This is a genomic window from Arcobacter rhizosphaerae (assembly GCF_049472155.1).
Taxonomy (GTDB): Bacteria; Campylobacterota; Campylobacteria; order Campylobacterales; family Arcobacteraceae; genus Arcobacter_B.
On record NZ_JBMOVW010000005.1, the window covers coordinates 21,256 to 36,643 of the forward strand.

General features: G+C 27.8%; 18 protein-coding genes. 15 read left to right on the forward strand and 3 right to left on the reverse strand.

What is annotated here, in order from left to right:
- Positions 1–107 precede the first annotated feature (107 nt).
- Positions 108–2,003 (forward strand): molecular chaperone DnaK, encoded by a 1,896-nt coding sequence (gene dnaK / locus ACH5BH_RS09075; RefSeq protein WP_404308135.1) that lies wholly within the window; start codon positions 108–110, stop codon positions 2,001–2,003.
- 10 nt (positions 2,004–2,013) lie between these two features.
- Positions 2,014–2,295, forward strand: a complete 282-nt coding sequence (locus ACH5BH_RS09080; protein WP_404308133.1) for a hypothetical protein — start codon at positions 2,014–2,016, stop codon at positions 2,293–2,295.
- A gap of 25 nt (positions 2,296–2,320) precedes the next feature.
- Here the strand turns inward: ACH5BH_RS09080 and ACH5BH_RS09085 are convergent, their stop codons facing one another.
- Entirely contained in the window at positions 2,321–2,737 is a 417-nt protein-coding gene (locus ACH5BH_RS09085) for a DoxX family membrane protein (RefSeq protein ID WP_404308131.1), read from the reverse strand.
- A 141-nt stretch (positions 2,738–2,878) separates the two neighbouring features.
- On the opposite strand from ACH5BH_RS09085, the gene mltA reads away from it, so the two are divergent.
- Positions 2,879–3,949 (forward strand): murein transglycosylase A, encoded by a 1,071-nt coding sequence (gene mltA, locus ACH5BH_RS09090; RefSeq protein ID WP_423298118.1) that lies wholly within the window; start codon positions 2,879–2,881, stop codon positions 3,947–3,949.
- Positions 3,950–3,958: 9 nt separating this feature from the next.
- Here the strand turns inward: mltA and ACH5BH_RS09095 are convergent, their stop codons facing one another.
- On the reverse strand, positions 3,959–4,198 hold the full coding sequence (locus ACH5BH_RS09095) for a hypothetical protein (RefSeq protein ID WP_423298119.1): 240 nt from the start codon (positions 4,196–4,198) through the stop codon (positions 3,959–3,961).
- A gap of 161 nt (positions 4,199–4,359) precedes the next feature.
- Between ACH5BH_RS09095 and ACH5BH_RS09100 the strand changes: the two genes are divergently transcribed.
- The 3 genes from ACH5BH_RS09100 to ACH5BH_RS09110 all read left to right on the forward strand — a co-directional run bounded on the left by ACH5BH_RS09100 (position 4,360) and on the right by ACH5BH_RS09110 (position 7,577).
- Positions 4,360–5,166, forward strand: coding sequence for a phosphatidylserine decarboxylase (locus ACH5BH_RS09100; RefSeq protein ID WP_423298120.1), 807 nt, complete (start codon positions 4,360–4,362; stop codon positions 5,164–5,166).
- A 69-nt stretch (positions 5,167–5,235) separates the two neighbouring features.
- Positions 5,236–7,275, forward strand: coding sequence for an EAL domain-containing protein (locus tag ACH5BH_RS09105; RefSeq protein ID WP_423298121.1), 2,040 nt, complete (start codon positions 5,236–5,238; stop codon positions 7,273–7,275).
- A 65-nt stretch (positions 7,276–7,340) separates the two neighbouring features.
- Positions 7,341–7,577 carry a hypothetical protein gene (locus tag ACH5BH_RS09110; protein ID WP_404308121.1) on the forward strand — a complete coding sequence of 79 codons (237 nt, stop codon included), beginning with the start codon at positions 7,341–7,343 and terminating at the stop codon, positions 7,575–7,577.
- A gap of 13 nt (positions 7,578–7,590) precedes the next feature.
- Here ACH5BH_RS09110 and ACH5BH_RS09115 read toward each other — a convergent pair whose 3' ends face one another.
- Entirely contained in the window at positions 7,591–7,953 is a 363-nt protein-coding gene (locus ACH5BH_RS09115; RefSeq protein ID WP_423298122.1) for a rhodanese-like domain-containing protein, read from the reverse strand.
- Positions 7,954–8,091: 138 nt separating this feature from the next.
- On the opposite strand from ACH5BH_RS09115, the gene ACH5BH_RS09120 reads away from it, so the two are divergent.
- The 9 genes from ACH5BH_RS09120 (at position 8,092) to dtd (ending at position 15,278) form a co-directional block, all read left to right on the forward strand.
- Positions 8,092–8,460, forward strand: a complete 369-nt coding sequence (locus ACH5BH_RS09120) for a thioredoxin family protein (protein ID WP_423298123.1) — start codon at positions 8,092–8,094, stop codon at positions 8,458–8,460.
- 11 nt (positions 8,461–8,471) lie between these two features.
- Entirely contained in the window at positions 8,472–10,250 is a 1,779-nt protein-coding gene (gene dsbD / locus ACH5BH_RS09125; RefSeq protein WP_423298124.1) for a protein-disulfide reductase DsbD, read from the forward strand.
- Between the two features lie 61 nt (positions 10,251–10,311).
- Positions 10,312–11,379: a nicotinate-nucleotide--dimethylbenzimidazole phosphoribosyltransferase gene (locus tag ACH5BH_RS09130; protein ID WP_423298125.1), complete on the forward strand. Its 1,068-nt coding sequence runs from the start codon at positions 10,312–10,314 to the stop codon at positions 11,377–11,379.
- A 4-nt stretch (positions 11,380–11,383) separates the two neighbouring features.
- Positions 11,384–11,983 (forward strand): MarC family protein, encoded by a 600-nt coding sequence (locus ACH5BH_RS09135; RefSeq protein WP_423298126.1) that lies wholly within the window; start codon positions 11,384–11,386, stop codon positions 11,981–11,983.
- Positions 11,983–12,477, forward strand: a complete 495-nt coding sequence (locus ACH5BH_RS09140; protein ID WP_404308109.1) for a bifunctional adenosylcobinamide kinase/adenosylcobinamide-phosphate guanylyltransferase — start codon at positions 11,983–11,985, stop codon at positions 12,475–12,477. The genes ACH5BH_RS09135 and ACH5BH_RS09140 overlap by 1 nt, the downstream gene beginning before the upstream one ends.
- The gene (locus tag ACH5BH_RS09145; RefSeq protein ID WP_423298127.1) at positions 12,474–13,220 is read left to right on the forward strand and encodes an adenosylcobinamide-GDP ribazoletransferase; all 747 of its coding nucleotides are present in this window, start codon (positions 12,474–12,476) and stop codon (positions 13,218–13,220) included. Before ACH5BH_RS09140 ends, ACH5BH_RS09145 begins: the two co-directional genes overlap by 4 nt.
- Complete coding sequence (locus ACH5BH_RS09150) at positions 13,217–14,230, forward strand: aminotransferase class I/II-fold pyridoxal phosphate-dependent enzyme (protein ID WP_423298128.1); 1,014 nt, start codon at positions 13,217–13,219, stop codon at positions 14,228–14,230. The genes ACH5BH_RS09145 and ACH5BH_RS09150 overlap by 4 nt, the downstream gene beginning before the upstream one ends.
- Entirely contained in the window at positions 14,224–14,832 is a 609-nt protein-coding gene (locus ACH5BH_RS09155; RefSeq protein ID WP_423298129.1) for a transglutaminase-like domain-containing protein, read from the forward strand. Before ACH5BH_RS09150 ends, ACH5BH_RS09155 begins: the two co-directional genes overlap by 7 nt.
- Entirely contained in the window at positions 14,829–15,278 is a 450-nt protein-coding gene (gene dtd, locus ACH5BH_RS09160; RefSeq protein WP_423298130.1) for a D-aminoacyl-tRNA deacylase, read from the forward strand. The genes ACH5BH_RS09155 and dtd overlap by 4 nt, the downstream gene beginning before the upstream one ends.
- Positions 15,279–15,388: the final 110 nt, after the last annotated feature.

Consider the following 15,388-nt stretch of genomic DNA (forward strand, 5'->3'; position numbering starts at 1 on the left):
TCAAAATAGAACTTTTATATTTTGAGGATTGACCGGAATGTCATAAAACTAATAGATTTTAAAATGTATATTTGAAAACAAAAATAAAAATTTGATAAGGAAAAAAAATGAGCAAAGTAATTGGAATTGACTTAGGTACAACAAACTCTTGTATGGCAGTTTATGAAAATGGAGAAGCAAAAGTTATCTCTAATAAAGAGGGTAAAAATACTACTCCATCAATCGTAGCATTCACTGATAAAGGTGAGGTTTTAGTTGGTGATCCAGCAAAAAGACAAGCTATTACAAATCCTGAAAAAACTATTTATTCTATTAAAAGAATTATGGGTCTTATGATGGATGAAGAAAATGCTAAAGAAGCACAATCAAAAGTTGGATACAAAATCGTTGATAGAAATGGTGCAGCAGCTGTTGAAATTGCTGATAAAGTATATACTCCACAAGAAATTTCTGCAAAAATTTTAGGAAAATTAAAAGCTGATGCAGAAGAGTATTTAGGAGCACCTGTAACTGATGCAGTTATTACAGTTCCTGCGTACTTCAATGATGCGCAAAGAAAAGCAACTCAAGAAGCTGGTACTATTGCTGGTTTAAACGTATTAAGAATTATCAATGAGCCAACAGCTGCTTCATTAGCTTATGGTTTAGATAAAAAAGGTGAAGAAAAAGTATTAGTATATGATTTAGGTGGTGGTACTTTTGATGTTACTGTATTAGAAATTGGTGATGGTACTTTTGAAGTATTATCAACTGATGGTAATGCTTTCTTAGGTGGAGATGACTTTGATAATGCGATTATTGATTGGTTAGCAAGTGAATTTGAAGCTGAAAATGGTTTTGATATTAAAAATGACAAAATGGCATTACAAAGATTAAAAGATGCAGCTGAAAATGCTAAAAAAGAGTTATCTTCTGCTGATTCAACAGAAATTAATTTACCATTTATCTCTATGGGTAATGCAGGACCAGTTCACTTAGTTAAATCTTTAACAAGAGCTAAATTTGAGTCTATGACTGAGCACTTAATCAATGAAACTTTAGATCATATCAAAGTAGCACTTGATGATGCTGGATTAGATAAAAATGAAATTGAAGAAGTAATTATGGTTGGTGGATCAACTAGATTACCAAAAGCTAATCAAGTAGTTAAAGAGTACTTTGGAAAAGATTTAAATAAAGGTGTTAACCCTGATGAAGTAGTTGCTGCTGGTGCTGCTGTTCAAGCTGGTGTATTAAAAGGTGATGTAAAAGATGTATTATTATTAGACGTAACACCATTATCTTTAGGTATTGAGACTTTAGGTGGAGTTATGACTAAGTTAATTGAAAAAGGTACAACTATCCCTGTTAAAAAATCTCAAGTATTCTCTACAGCAGAAGATAACCAACCAGCTGTATCTATTCACGTTGGTCAAGGTGAAAGAGAGTTCGCTAAAGATAACAAATCTTTAGGTATGTTCGAATTATCAGATATCCCAGCAGCTCCAAGAGGTGTTCCTCAAATTGAAGTAACATTTGATATTGATGCGAATGGTGTTTTAAATGTATCTGCTAAAGATAAAGGAACTGGTAAAGAAAATAAAATTACTATTTCTGGTTCATCTGGATTATCTGATGAAGAAATCGAAAAAATGGTAAATGAAGCAGAAGCAAATAAAGAAGCTGATGAAAAAAGAAAAGAAGTAATTGAGGTTAGAAACCAAGCTGATGCTTTACTTCACTCAACTAAGAAAACTTTAGAAGAGAATGAAAGTGCTGTTTCAGAAGAAGAGAAAAAGAAAATCATCGATGCAGCTGCTGAACTAGAAGAAGTTCTAAAAGATGAAAATGCAACAAAAGAGCAAATTGAAGAAAAAGTAAAAGCTTTAACTGAAGTTTCTCATAAGTTAGCAGAAGCTATGTATGCAAAAGAGCAACAAGCTCAAGGTGGTGCACAAGGTGCTCAACCAAACCAAAAAGCGAAGAAAGACGATGACGATGTTATCGATGCTGAAGTAGAGTAATCTCTACTTCATGCAAACCCTAATTTTTTTACTATTAGTCTTTTTAATAGTTATATTCTCAGTTTTATTATACTTCAAAAGTAAACACTCTCGTGTTGATAAACTAAATAAAGGTATCTGTCCAGATTGTGGAGCTACTACAAAAACTTTTTATGATGAAAATACAAAAACAACTTTTAAATCAGAAGCTATAAGTGCTAGAATGCTAAAAAGTGGAGGATGTTCAGGAGTAAATGATATAGAGTATAAATGTAAACAATGTGGATTAAAAGAGGTTTATTCTCAAGGCTAATAATAAATAAAAGTAGAAACTACTTTTATCTATTATTGATTAATTTTAAATTTTCTTCTTTTAAAATTAAAATACCTACTAAAATAAATACTATATTTTTAACTATATATTGTCCTATTATTGTAAAAGCATAAGGTGCTTGTGTAAAACTTAATTCAGGGAATATGAATAAAGGTAAAAATGTTAAAAACATGTGAATTAAAAATAATAATGTTATATATCTAGTATATATACCTAAAATAAAACCTATTCCTACTACAACTTCCCATGTTGCTAAAAGTTTAATTGAAATTTCACCAGGAATAGCTTCATTGAAAATCCAATTGATTGTGTTTATTGCTAATGTTTCTGCTGGACTTAATTCTGGAAAAAATTTTAATATTCCATACCATAAAAAGATTATTCCAAGTGAAATTCTTAAATAATTCACTATATTGTTCATACAAACTCCTACTATTAATTTTGATAATTATAATCAAATTATGCTAAAATATAGTGTTATTAATGACTGTTAACCTTTTATTTATATAATAATAAAACTCAAAAATATTAGAACTCTCAATGTTTGAGTATTAGGAGAATTATGAAGCTTATTATATTTACAATTTCTTTAATTTTATTTTTTTCAGGATGTTCTTCAAATAAACAAGAGCCAACTCCTACTTTGAAGAAGTCAACTTATGATTATATGCATGGTTTTTTTGATGATGATTTAGATGAAGCTTTAATTGTTTTTAAAAAAGCATGTGAGAAAGCTTCAAAGAATCATATTTTTGAGAATGTGTGTGAAAACTCTTTATATTATGAAAATGGTGAGGAGTTTTTTACAAAATATTTTACTCCAAGAATTTTGGTTTCAAATAAAGGTGACTTAGGTTTAATTACAGGTTATTATGAACCTTTACTCTATGGGAGCTTGAAAAAAACTCAAAGATATAAGTATCCAATTTATAAGACACCAAAAGATTTAGTCACATTAAAAGATAAGCAAAAGTATATGAATTTTAAGAGATTTAAATATAAAGCAAAAGTAAAAGATGGACTTCTATATCCTTATGATTCAAGAGAACAGATTGAGAAAAGAGAAGATTTAGAACCCATAGTTTATGTAGATAATAAAGTAGATTTATTTTTTTTACATATTCAAGGCTCAGGTAGAGTACAACTAGAAAATGGTGAGATTATAAATATTGGTTATGCAAATCAAAATGGAAGAAAATATGTAGCTATTGGTAAGACTATGCTTGAAAAAGGTTACTTAGAAAAAGAAAATATATCTTTACAAACAATAAAAAAGTTTTTAGATGAAAATCCAAATAAAATTGATGAGATTTTAAATACAAATCCTAGTTATATATTTTTTACAAAAAATGAACAAACAGCAACAGGGAGCTTAGGAGTACCTCTTCTAGCAAAAAGAAATATAGCAGTTGATAGAAGACATATTCCTTTAGGAATGCCAGTTTTTATTCAAACAAAAAATCCAAAGACGAAAGAACCTATAAATAAATTAGTTGTTGCAGCAGATACAGGTGGTGCTATAAAAGGTGAAGTTAGAGCTGATTTCTTTTTTGGTTATGGAAATAATGCCGAAGAGTTGGCAGGACTTATGAAGGAAAAAGGAAGACTTTTTATTTTAGTACCTAAGATATAGATGTTGTTCTTATGAACAACATCCATTTCCACAGCAGTTATCTCTTGCATCACTATAAAATGAGATAACAAAGTTATTATACATTTCTTGAACATCAAATTCGTGTTTTTTACAGAATTCTTCGTTCATTTGATTTTTCATTTCGATTGCTTTTAAAAGAGCTTCATCTTTAGATTGAAAAGTTAAATTATTTTGTAAATTACTTCTTTTAAAGCAACCACATTGATTGGCTACTATAATTTTGTACATTAATATAATCCTTAATATTTTTTAAATGAAATGAAACTTTATCAAAACTTTTCAAAGAAAAAGTTTATCTTTAAAATTACATTAACTAATTATACTTAATTAAAGCAGTTTAAGAAGTAAATCTTGATAATATTACATTACTAATTTATAAAAGGAAAAATATGCACATTACAAATGTAATTTCTCAATGGTTTGGCAAATTTGCGAAAACTCAATTCCCCTCACCTATTCAAAGTATTATTAATAGAGGGTATGTTAAGTTTTTAGGCTTAAATATGAGTGAATTTAAGCACCCAAAACATTATAAATCTTTAAATGCTTTATTTACAAGAGAGCTTGAGATACAAAGAGAAGTTAAGAGTGCTGCTAATGAGTTTATCTCACCAACTGATAGTTTAATAACACAGTGTGGAAAAATTCAAGGGGATTTAGCTTTACAGATAAAAGGAATGGAATACTCTTATGAGGATTTATTAACTTTTTATTGTAAAGATAATTTTGAAAGGTTAGAAAATGGAGATTTTATGAATTTTTATTTATCTCCAAAAGATTATCATAGATACCATTCTCCTTTTGATTTTGAGTTAAAAAAACTTATTCATGTTCCAGGTAAACTTTATCCTGTTAATTTAAAGTATTTAAATAAAGAACTAGAACTTTTTGTTCAAAATGAAAGAGTTATTATAGAGTGTGAAACAGACGGAAAAGTTTTCTATATGGTTTTTGTAGGTGCACTTAATGTTGGACAAATGGTATTTGAATTTGAACCAAGAGTAGAAACAAATATTGATACAGCTGAAATTAAAGTATATGAATATGAAAATATTAAAATAAGCAAAGCTGACTGTTTAGGTTACTTTAAAATGGGCTCTACAGTTGTTATGCTTTGGGAAAAAGATTTTGTTCAAATAGAAGAGCTTTTAGAGCAAAATATTAAATATACAGATAAAATTGCTACATTAAAATAAAAATAAATTTTATATTAATGTAAAAAAATTACGTTATAATTCCCTTAATTAAAAATAATTAGGGAAATTATGACTAACAGAATATTTTTTAAAGTAACATGGATGTTAATCCTCTTACTTCTTGCATATTTATTTTTTGTAGTTTTTTTCTTATCTCCTAAAATAAATACATACCTTGCAAATACTCAAAAAGAACAAATAAAAGAAAAATTTGAAAAAATTGTATCTACTATAAATTATAAATCTAAAAGCTTTAAAGATAAAGAAAAATTTATTTATGAAATTGATTTTTTACTAAAAAATATAAGTTTAGGTAAAAATGGCTATGTTTATATTTTTGATAAAACAGGAAAATTAATAGTTAATCCTTCTTCTGAATTAAATACAAAGAATGTAAAAGAAATAAAGTTAAAACAAGAAAATATTACTTTATATGATAAGGTTATGGAATCATATAAAAAAGAAAAAACATTTACATATAATTGGAATAGAGTATATGATCCTAATAATTTTACTTATGAAAAAGTTTCTTGGATAAGATATAATAAAACGTTGGATTACTATATAGTTTCATCAATTTATACAGAAGAATTTTCGATCTTTTTAGCAGGTATAAATTCACTTCTTTTAAATATTTCCTTATTACTTTTTTCAGTGTTAGCGATTATTGGGATTTTTATTACAATCAAAGTTATTAGTCCTTTAAATAAAATGTTAAATGAAGTTAAAGATGAAAAAACAAAAGAGTTTTATCTTAGTAAAAAAACAAATGATGAAATAGGTTTTCTTGCTAATCAATTTAATAGTATGATAAATCAAATTGAAAATAATAAGCAAAATTTAGAAGTTGAAGTTAAAGCTAAAACAAAAGAAATTCAAGAAAAGCTTTTTTATGATGAGTTAACTACTTTAGAAAATAGATATGCTCTTGAAGAGAATATTAAAAATGAAGATTTTGTTTCTTTGATTATTATAGATATTGATTCTTTTAATGATTTAAATGAGCTTTATGGATTCTCTTCTGGAAACCTTGTATTAATTGAAGTAGCAAAAAGGTTAAGAACTTTAGCTATCAAATATAATTCAACTGCTTATAGGATTTATGGAAATGAATTTGCGATTGTTAAAAATAATATGTTAGATACAAAAAAGTTCCAAGATTTAATGAGAGAGCTAAATAAGTTATTCAAGAATAAATCAATATATTTAGAAAATTTAAATATAGATATTTTTATAGATATTACCACTGGTATATCTTTAGGACAAGAAGAACCTCTAAAAACAGCTGGAATTGCACTAAAAAAAGCAAAATCAAGTAATCTTAAATCAGTTTCTTATTCAGATGAATTTGATACAAAAGAGTTAATAAAAAAAGCTATATATTGGAGAGATAAGATAAAAGATGCAATAGAAAAAGACAATATTGTACCTTTTTTTCAAGCTATTTGTAATGATAAAAAAGAAGTTGTTAAATATGAAACTTTAATGAGAATAAGAGATAAAAATGAAAAAGGAGAAGAAGAGTATATTCTTCCTTATAAATTTTTAGATGTGGCTATTAAGACAAAACAATATCCTTATTTAGCCTCTCAATTATTCAAAAAAACTTTTGAAGCTTTAAAAAATACAGATAAACAAATAAGTATAAATTTAAGTTTTAAAGATATTCAAGATAGAACTTTTGTAGAAATGTTAGATAATTATTTAAATCATATTGATAATGTTTATAAAAATAGATTAGTTTTTGAACTTTTAGAAAGTGATTTTATTTCAGACTATAAAATATTAAATGAATTTATAAAAAAATATAGAGCTCAAGGTATAAAAATAGCTATTGATGATTTTGGTACAGGATATTCAAATTTTGCTCATATTTTAGAAACAAGACCTGATTATATAAAGATTGATGGTTCTTTGATAAAAAGTATTAATGAAGATAAAAACTCTTATGAAATAGTAAAATCAATAGTAGAATTTTCAAAGGCATTAAATATAAAAGTTATAGCTGAATTTATACATAGTGAAGAGGTATTTAAAACTGTATTAGAAATGGGTGTAAATGAGTTTCAAGGGTACTATTTAGCTAAACCTAATATAAATATTGATTGATTTTAATAAAACACAAGCTTATTTATGTAAAATAAAAAATAAATTTATAACACTAAGGATTAAAAATGTCAACTATTACACAGCTAGGTTCACTTCCTTTAGCAGGAACAAAAAAAGGACAAATTTCTATTTCAAATGTAACTGAGCCTTATGGGAAAGATACAGCAGATATTGTAAGTATTGGTATTTCTTTAAATGGTCAAGATGTTCAGTGGAAATCACATATTCCTTATGAAAATTTAGATGAGGTTATTGAAATTTTACAAAAAGCAAGTGCAGATAAAAAAGCTTCAGAAGCTTAATTTATTAGACCTATTAAGCTTTATGCTTAATAGTAGGTCTTAATTCTTGTTGCCATAAGGCCATACCACCAAATAAATGAGCAGTATTTTTATACCCTTGTTCAATTAAGAAATTACCAATTGTTCTAGTTCTATTTGCATGGGCACAAATAAGTACAATGGTAGTATTTTTAGATGGGACAATTTTTTCTAAATCCTTCATCCACTCTTCAACATTATGGTTACCATATATATCAAAAAAAGTCATTTTATGGGCATTTTTTATAACACCTGTTCTTTCCCATTCATCTTCTCTTCTTACATCTATCATTACAACACTTGAATCATCTATCATTTTTTCTACAGTTTTAGGTTGTAAGTCAACTAATTCACTCATTTTAATTATCCCTTTAAATATAATAAAAAATTATAATAAAAAATATATATAATATAAGTTAAACAAATTAACAAACTCTTTATATTTATAATATATAATGTCATGATTATAATAATGATTTATTTAAAGGCTAGTTTTATGAAAAAAATATTAATTACATTTCTTTTTACAGTGGTTTCACTTTTTGCATTTGAAGAGTTAACTACAGATAATTTTCAATCTAAAATAAAAGGTAAAAATGTTATTATCGATTTTTATGCTGTATGGTGTCCTCCTTGTAAAGTATTAAATAAAAAACTACAAGAGTTTGATATAATAAAATCAGATAATATAAGTATTTATAAAGTAAACATAGATGAGCAATTATCTCTTGCAAAAAAATACAATATCACTAAACTTCCATCATTAGTATATTTTAAAGATGGAGAAGCTATACAAACAATAGTTGGAATACAATCAGCAGTTGAACTTCAAAAAAGTTCAAGAAAAATTTTCGAATTAGAATAGGAGTAATTTAAGTGTTTATAATCAGATCGATAATTTTATTAGCATTACTTTTTCAATCAGTTTTTTCAATTGAGAAAAGAGTCATTTTAGAACCACATCAAGCTTTTCAACCAAGCTTTAGTAAAACACAAGACGCAATTAATTTTAAGTTAGGTTTAGGACAAGACATTTATCTTTATGATGATAAATTAAAAGTTTTTATTACTAAGCCATCAAAGATAGAAATTACACAGGATTTAAATATCCCCGAAGCTGTTCCTTATGAAGAGTGGATGGTGCAATTTGATAACTTAGATATTAATATTCCCATTTCACTTTTAAAGTCAAAAATTGATTCAAATAACTATGAGATAGAAGTTAAGTTTCAAGGATGTTCAAAAGCTGGACTTTGTTATGCTCCAATGAGTGAAAAATATACTTTAGACTTAGTAGGATTTGGTGATACGAATAATTCTGTTGTAAAGACAGATGTTCAAAAAGAAAAAAGTGTTGAAACAAAAGAAGAAACACAAGCTTTAAATGAAACAGATGAAATAGCAAATTTACTTAAAGGTGGAAGCTTTTTTGTAATACTTGGATTCTTTTTCTTAGCAGGACTTGGACTATCTTTAACTCCTTGTATTTTCCCAATGATTCCTATTCTTTCATCTATTATTGTTAAAGCAGGAAATGAAAGTGAAATAACACCAGCAAGAGGCTTCTTCTTATCTTTTGTGTATGTAATTTCAATGGCATTAGCATATACAATTGCAGGAGTAGTAGCAGGAGTATTTGGTGCAAACTTACAAGTAGCACTTCAAAATCCGTATGTTTTAGTAGTATTTGCAGGTATATTTGTTGCACTTGCCTTTTCTATGTTTGGATATTTTAAATTGGAGTTACCTCAAAGTATTCAAAATAAAATCACAAAAACAACAGATGGAAAAGAAAAACAAGGTGTTGCAGGTATTGCGATTATGGGATTCTTATCAGCACTTATAGTAGGTCCTTGTGTTGCAGCGCCACTTGCTGGAGCTTTAGTATATATAGGACAAACAGGTGATGCTGTACTTGGTGGAGCAGTACTATTTGTAATGAGTATGGGTATGGGTGTACCTTTACTTTTAATTGGATTAGGTGCAGGAAAATACATGCCAAAACCAGGTGGTTGGATGGATTCTGTATCAAAAATATTTGGTATTGTAATGCTAGGTGTTGCAGTTTGGATGCTTGATAGAGTGTTAGATCCTATTTATGTTATGTGGTTATGGGCTTTATTATTATTAGCTACAGCAATTTATTTAAAAATATATCAACATATTTTAGCTCAATTGATTACAGTTGTGATTTTTATATATGGTGTTTCTTTAATGGTAGGTGCTTTAAGTGGTGCTACAAATCCTTTAAAACCTTACTCTATGTTTACATCTTCAAAAGGTGTAGTTTTACAGCAAAAAGCTTTAGATTTTAAATATGTAAAGAATTTAAAAGAGTTAGAAGATGCTATAAAAGCTTCTTCTAAACCTGTAATGTTAGACTTTTATGCTGATTGGTGTGTATCTTGTAAAGAGTTAGAAGCAATTACATTTAAAGATCCTGCGGTTATTGAAAAGCTAAAAGGCTTTACTTTATTAAAAGCTGATGTTACAAAAAATACAGATGATGATAAAGCTTTACAAGCTAAGTTTGGAGTAGTTGGTCCTCCTGCACTTATCTTTTGGGATGAAAACAACAAAGAAATCAAAGCTTCACAAATTGTAGGCTACAAAAATCCAAAGGATTTCTTAGAAATTGTAAATAAGAATTTCTAAGAAAAACCACTTTAAAACTAATATTTGTTATACTTCCTAAAAATTTATATAAAGGTTTTTAATGAACTTTAAAACTATTTTAGGAAGTGTAGACTTTCTTGAATCTCTTAGGGGAAAATCAGCTTCTTTTTTATTGAATACAAGTGTTACAAAAACTTGTGAAATACCTAATATTTCCCAAGCTGGAATTCCTGGAAGATTATACCTTACCCCTACACTTGATAGTGAGTTTTTATGTGTAAAAGAAGTTAGATCTTTAGAAAATATAGCTCAAACACCAAAAGGTGTACCAACTCCTGCACTTATTACAAGAGCTGTACATGAATTAAAACCTTTTTTAAATATAGAAATACTAAATTTAGGTTTAGAAGTAATTCCTAAATTAGACTATTTTAAAGTTCATAATTTTGATTTAAAACCAAGTGAAGCTATAAATAAAAATGCAAACATAAACGCTATGGATGTTTTCCAAAAAGGTGTTGAATTTGCTCAAAATCTAGAACTTCAAAGTGATTATGTGATTTTAGGTGAGTCAGTTCCAAGTGGAACTACAACAGCTTATGCAACAGCTAAAGCATTAGGATATAAAGCTGATGAACTATTTTCAAGCTCATTTAAAAATTCGCCAGATGATATAAGAGCAAAAACTATAGATGAAGCTATGGCTTTAATAAATGAAGAGGATGATGTTTTTGCTAGATTGTCAAAAGTATCTGATAATATGTTGATTTTTACAGCAGGGTTTATACTGGGGTCAACGGGAAGAGATGATTTAAAAGTAGTTCTTGCAGGTGGTACACAAATGGCAAGTGCTTTACTTATTGCTAATTCAATTGTTGAGGGCATGGGTGGAGTTGTTGATACTAAAAATATTGCTTTATGTACAACAAAATGGATAAAAGAAGATAAAAATTCAGATATAAAAGCTTTATTAGAGCAGTTAAACTTTTCTATAAATGCTTATGCAAGTGATTTTGACTTTAGTTTATCTTCACATCCTGCTTTAAAGCTTTATGATGAAGGTGAAGCAAAAGAGGGTGTTGGTTGTGGAGGTGCTCTTTGTTATGCTTCTATAAATGGAGTTGATAAACAAGCTCTAACAGATAAAATTGAAAGTTTCTTAGGATAAGATAGTGGAAGTATTTATTTCAACATTTTTAAAAATGTTTTTTATTATGACACCATTTTTTGTGTTGTCAGTATTTTTAACAGTAACAAATGAAGCAACAGTTAAAGAAAAAAAAGCTTTAGCTATAAAAGTTACTATCTCAGTTATTGTTATGAGTTTAGTTTTAGTTTTCTTTGGAAAACATATTTTTGAAGTATTTGGTATAACTTTAGATGCTTTTAGAATAGGTGCAGGGGCTTTACTATTTTTATCAGCTGTTGATTTAATCAAAGGAAATAAAGAGGGTAGTAAAAAAAGCGTTGATAATGTAAGTGATTTAGCAGTAGTACCTTTAGCTATTCCTATTACAATAGGCCCAGGTACTATTGGTATTTTACTTGTAATGGGTGCTACTTTTGATAATACTTCCTCTATGCTTATGGGAAGTCTTGCTTTAGTTTGTGCTGTTTTAATGATAGGTTTTATGCTTTATATGTCTACTTACATTGAAAAAGTAGTGGGAAAACAAGGTTTATTAGTAATCTCAAAAATCACAGGTTTATTTTTAGCTGCCTTATCAGCTCAGATTGTATTTACAGGTATTAAAAACTTTTTAGGATTATAATGAAAATATTTTACTTTGGTGGTCAAAAGTCAGGAAAAACTTCAAAAGCTAGTGCTAAAGCTTTAGAGTTATCAAAAGATAAAAAGCCATATTATGTGGCAACTTATGATAACTCATATAATGATGAGGCTATGGCTGAGCGAATTTCAAGACATATAGATGAGAGAAAAGATGACTTTTTATCTATTGAAGAGCCAAAGGATTTAATAAAAGTTGTAAAAGAGGGTAAAACTTACCTGATTGATTGTATGACAATGTTTATATTAAACAATATGGATGATGGAATAGACTCAATGAAAGAACAGTTGAATCAAATATTTGCACTTGATTGTAATGTAATTTTTATTTTAAATGATATTGGAAATGGTGTAATTCCTATGGAGAGATATAGTAGAGACTTTGTGGATATCTCAGGTCTTTTAGGACAATATTTAGCTCAAAAATGTGATGAGGTTTATGAGGTAAAATATAGCTTGGAGAAAAGACTAAAATGAAAACAGTTTTAAATGCCTTTTATTTTGCCCTTTCATATTTCTCAACTATTCCTGTTTTTGTAAAAAACATGGAAATAAACAACGAAACTTACAAATACACTTTAGCTCTTTTACCTTTAGTTGGAGCTATTATCTCAACACTTGTGATAGTTTTAAATCTAGGATTAAATGAGCTATTTAATCCTTTATATGCTTCTTTTATAAGTGCTGTTATATATCTTGCTTTATATGGTTTTTTACATCTTGAAGCAGTTTGTGATGTGGTTGATGCTTGGTTTGCTTCACATGGTGGAAAAGATGCTTATAAAATCATGAAAGAACCAACTATTGGAGCTATTGGGGCTTTATATACTTTTAGTTTTGTTTTACTAAAAGTTGCAGCTATTACGTATTTACTTTTTGAAGAGCAGTATGTTCTGTTTTTTATAATCTGTATGTTTTCAAGGCTGAATTTTATTTATCTACTTGGCTATTTTAAATTTGCTAAAGATAGTTTTTTATCTCTTGCCTTTCAAGATGCAGGAGTAGGAAAAGTTAAAATTTTTAGTCTTTTATATATAGTTTTTGCTCTGTTTCTTGGCTCTCATGTTTTAACCCTTTTATTTGTTTCACTATTTAGTTTTTATTTGATTTTAAAGAAGCTAGATAAGCAGTTTGGTTTTGTAAATGGGGATTGTTTAGGTTTTACTTTAGAGCATGTAGAACTAATCTTACTTAATGTGGTATTGGCTTTAGTAGTATGAATACTTTTGAGCATGGTGGTCAAGTAGAAGCTTTTGCCAAAGAGCTTGAGTGCGAAGTAAAAGATATAATAGACTTATCTTCAAATATCAACTTTATTAAACCAAATATCAATTTGGATTTTAACTCACTTGATATTTCAGCTTATCCAACTTATGATAGTTTATATGAGAAAATAGCTTTAAACTATAGTGTAAAGCCAAATCAAATTGAGCTTTTCAATGGTGGAAGTAGTGCTATTTTTACTTTGTTTAGGCATCTTGATTTAACACACTGTACTATTTATAGTCCTGCTTATTTAGAGTATAAAAAAGCTTCTATAAACTTTGGCTATGAACTTCGAACTATAAATAGATTTGAAAATGTTTTTTTACCTGTAAAAGAGGGAAGTTTAGTAGTTTTTGTAAATCCTTCAACTCCTGATGGAACTTATTATGATATTGATAAACTACTTGAGTATTGGATGAATAGGCATTGTACTATTTTGATTGATGAGAGTTTTTTAGATTTTTGTGATGGAAAATCAGCTACAAAATATATCAAAAAATACGACAAACTTTATATCTTAAAATCAATGACAAAGTTCTATTCAAGTGCAGGTATTAGAGTTGGAACTATTGTTTCAAATGAGCAAAATATAGATAGTTTAAGAAGGTTTGAACCAATGTGGAAACTATCTCAGTTTGATTCAAACTATTTACAAGCTGCTTTGGAAGATTACACTTTTAAAAGAATTGCAAAAGCTATAAATGTAAAGAATAGAATCCAATTAGAAAAGATACTTCAATCTTGTAATCTAATAGAGCATATCTATCAAAGTAGTGCAAACTATGTTCTTGTAAAACTTAAAAACATAACAGCAAAACAGTTTCAACAGAAACTAAAACCTTATAAAATCATGATAAGAGATTGTAGTAATTTTGATTTTTTAGATGGTACTTATGCAAGAATAGCTGTGAAGTCTTCACATAGTAATGAAGTGTTAAAAGAGGCACTAGATAAGATATGCTAATAGACAATAAGTTTTTAAAATACTTCTCTTTTATACTATCTTTTGTATTTATAGCTTATGTGATTTATATGATAATCACTTCATTTTTTATTGTTAAAAATCAGTTTATAGATATAAGTGATAGCACTTATGTAAATCAAGTAAGAGTTGATGATTATACAAAAAGATTAGCTTCATACTTAACAAAAGATTGTATCAAAGGTGATGAAAAGTGTGAAGTTCAAGCAATGCTTGATTTCACAACAGCAATACCATATAAAATAAATGAATCAGTTGCAAGAAGTGCAAAACAAGTTGTAAAACAAAACTTTGGTGACTGTGATGATAAATCAAATCTTTTAATCTCTCTTCTTAAAGTAAGTGGTTATGAAGCTTACTTTGTACTAGTCCCAAAACATATATTTGTAATAGTAAATCTAAAAGAAAAAATAGCAAATAAGAAAGCTTTATATGTAAATGATAAGAGATTTTATATCTTAGAAAGCACAGCAACAGGTTCTAAAATAGGCTTTAGATTGAAGTATAAGTTTGATGAAATAGAAGCGATAATAGATCCTTTTGAGAATAAAAAGTTAGTAATTGAAAAGTTGGAGTATGGATGATAGCAGTAATTCAAAGAGTTAGTTCTTCCCGTGTAACAGTTGAAGGAAAAGTGGTTGGAAAAATAGGGCAGGGTTTAAATATCTTACTTGGTGTAAAAAAAGGCGATAAACAAGAAGATATAAGTAAGCTTGTAAGTAAGATAGCAAACCTTAGAATCTTTTCTGATGATGAAGGAAAGATGAATTTATCTCTTTTAGATGTAAAAGGTGAAGCTTTGATTATCTCTCAATTTACTCTTGCAGGAAATGTGAAAAAAGGAAGACGACCTAGTTTTGATAGTAGTGAAAAACCTGATATTGCAAAAGCTATGTATGAACAGTTTGTAAAAGAATTTGAGTCTTTAGGAATTCACACTCAAATAGGAGAGTTCGGAGCTAATATGGATGTTGATATTCACAACGATGGCCCCGTAACTTTTATTTTAGATAGTAGTGAGTTAAATTAGATATTTACTCATCTACCATTTATGGAATAGTTTGAATCTCAATGATTAAACAGTCCCGTAGAAATCATTAAGAATATAGTAAACGAAGGATATAAATTTAAATAGGGAAA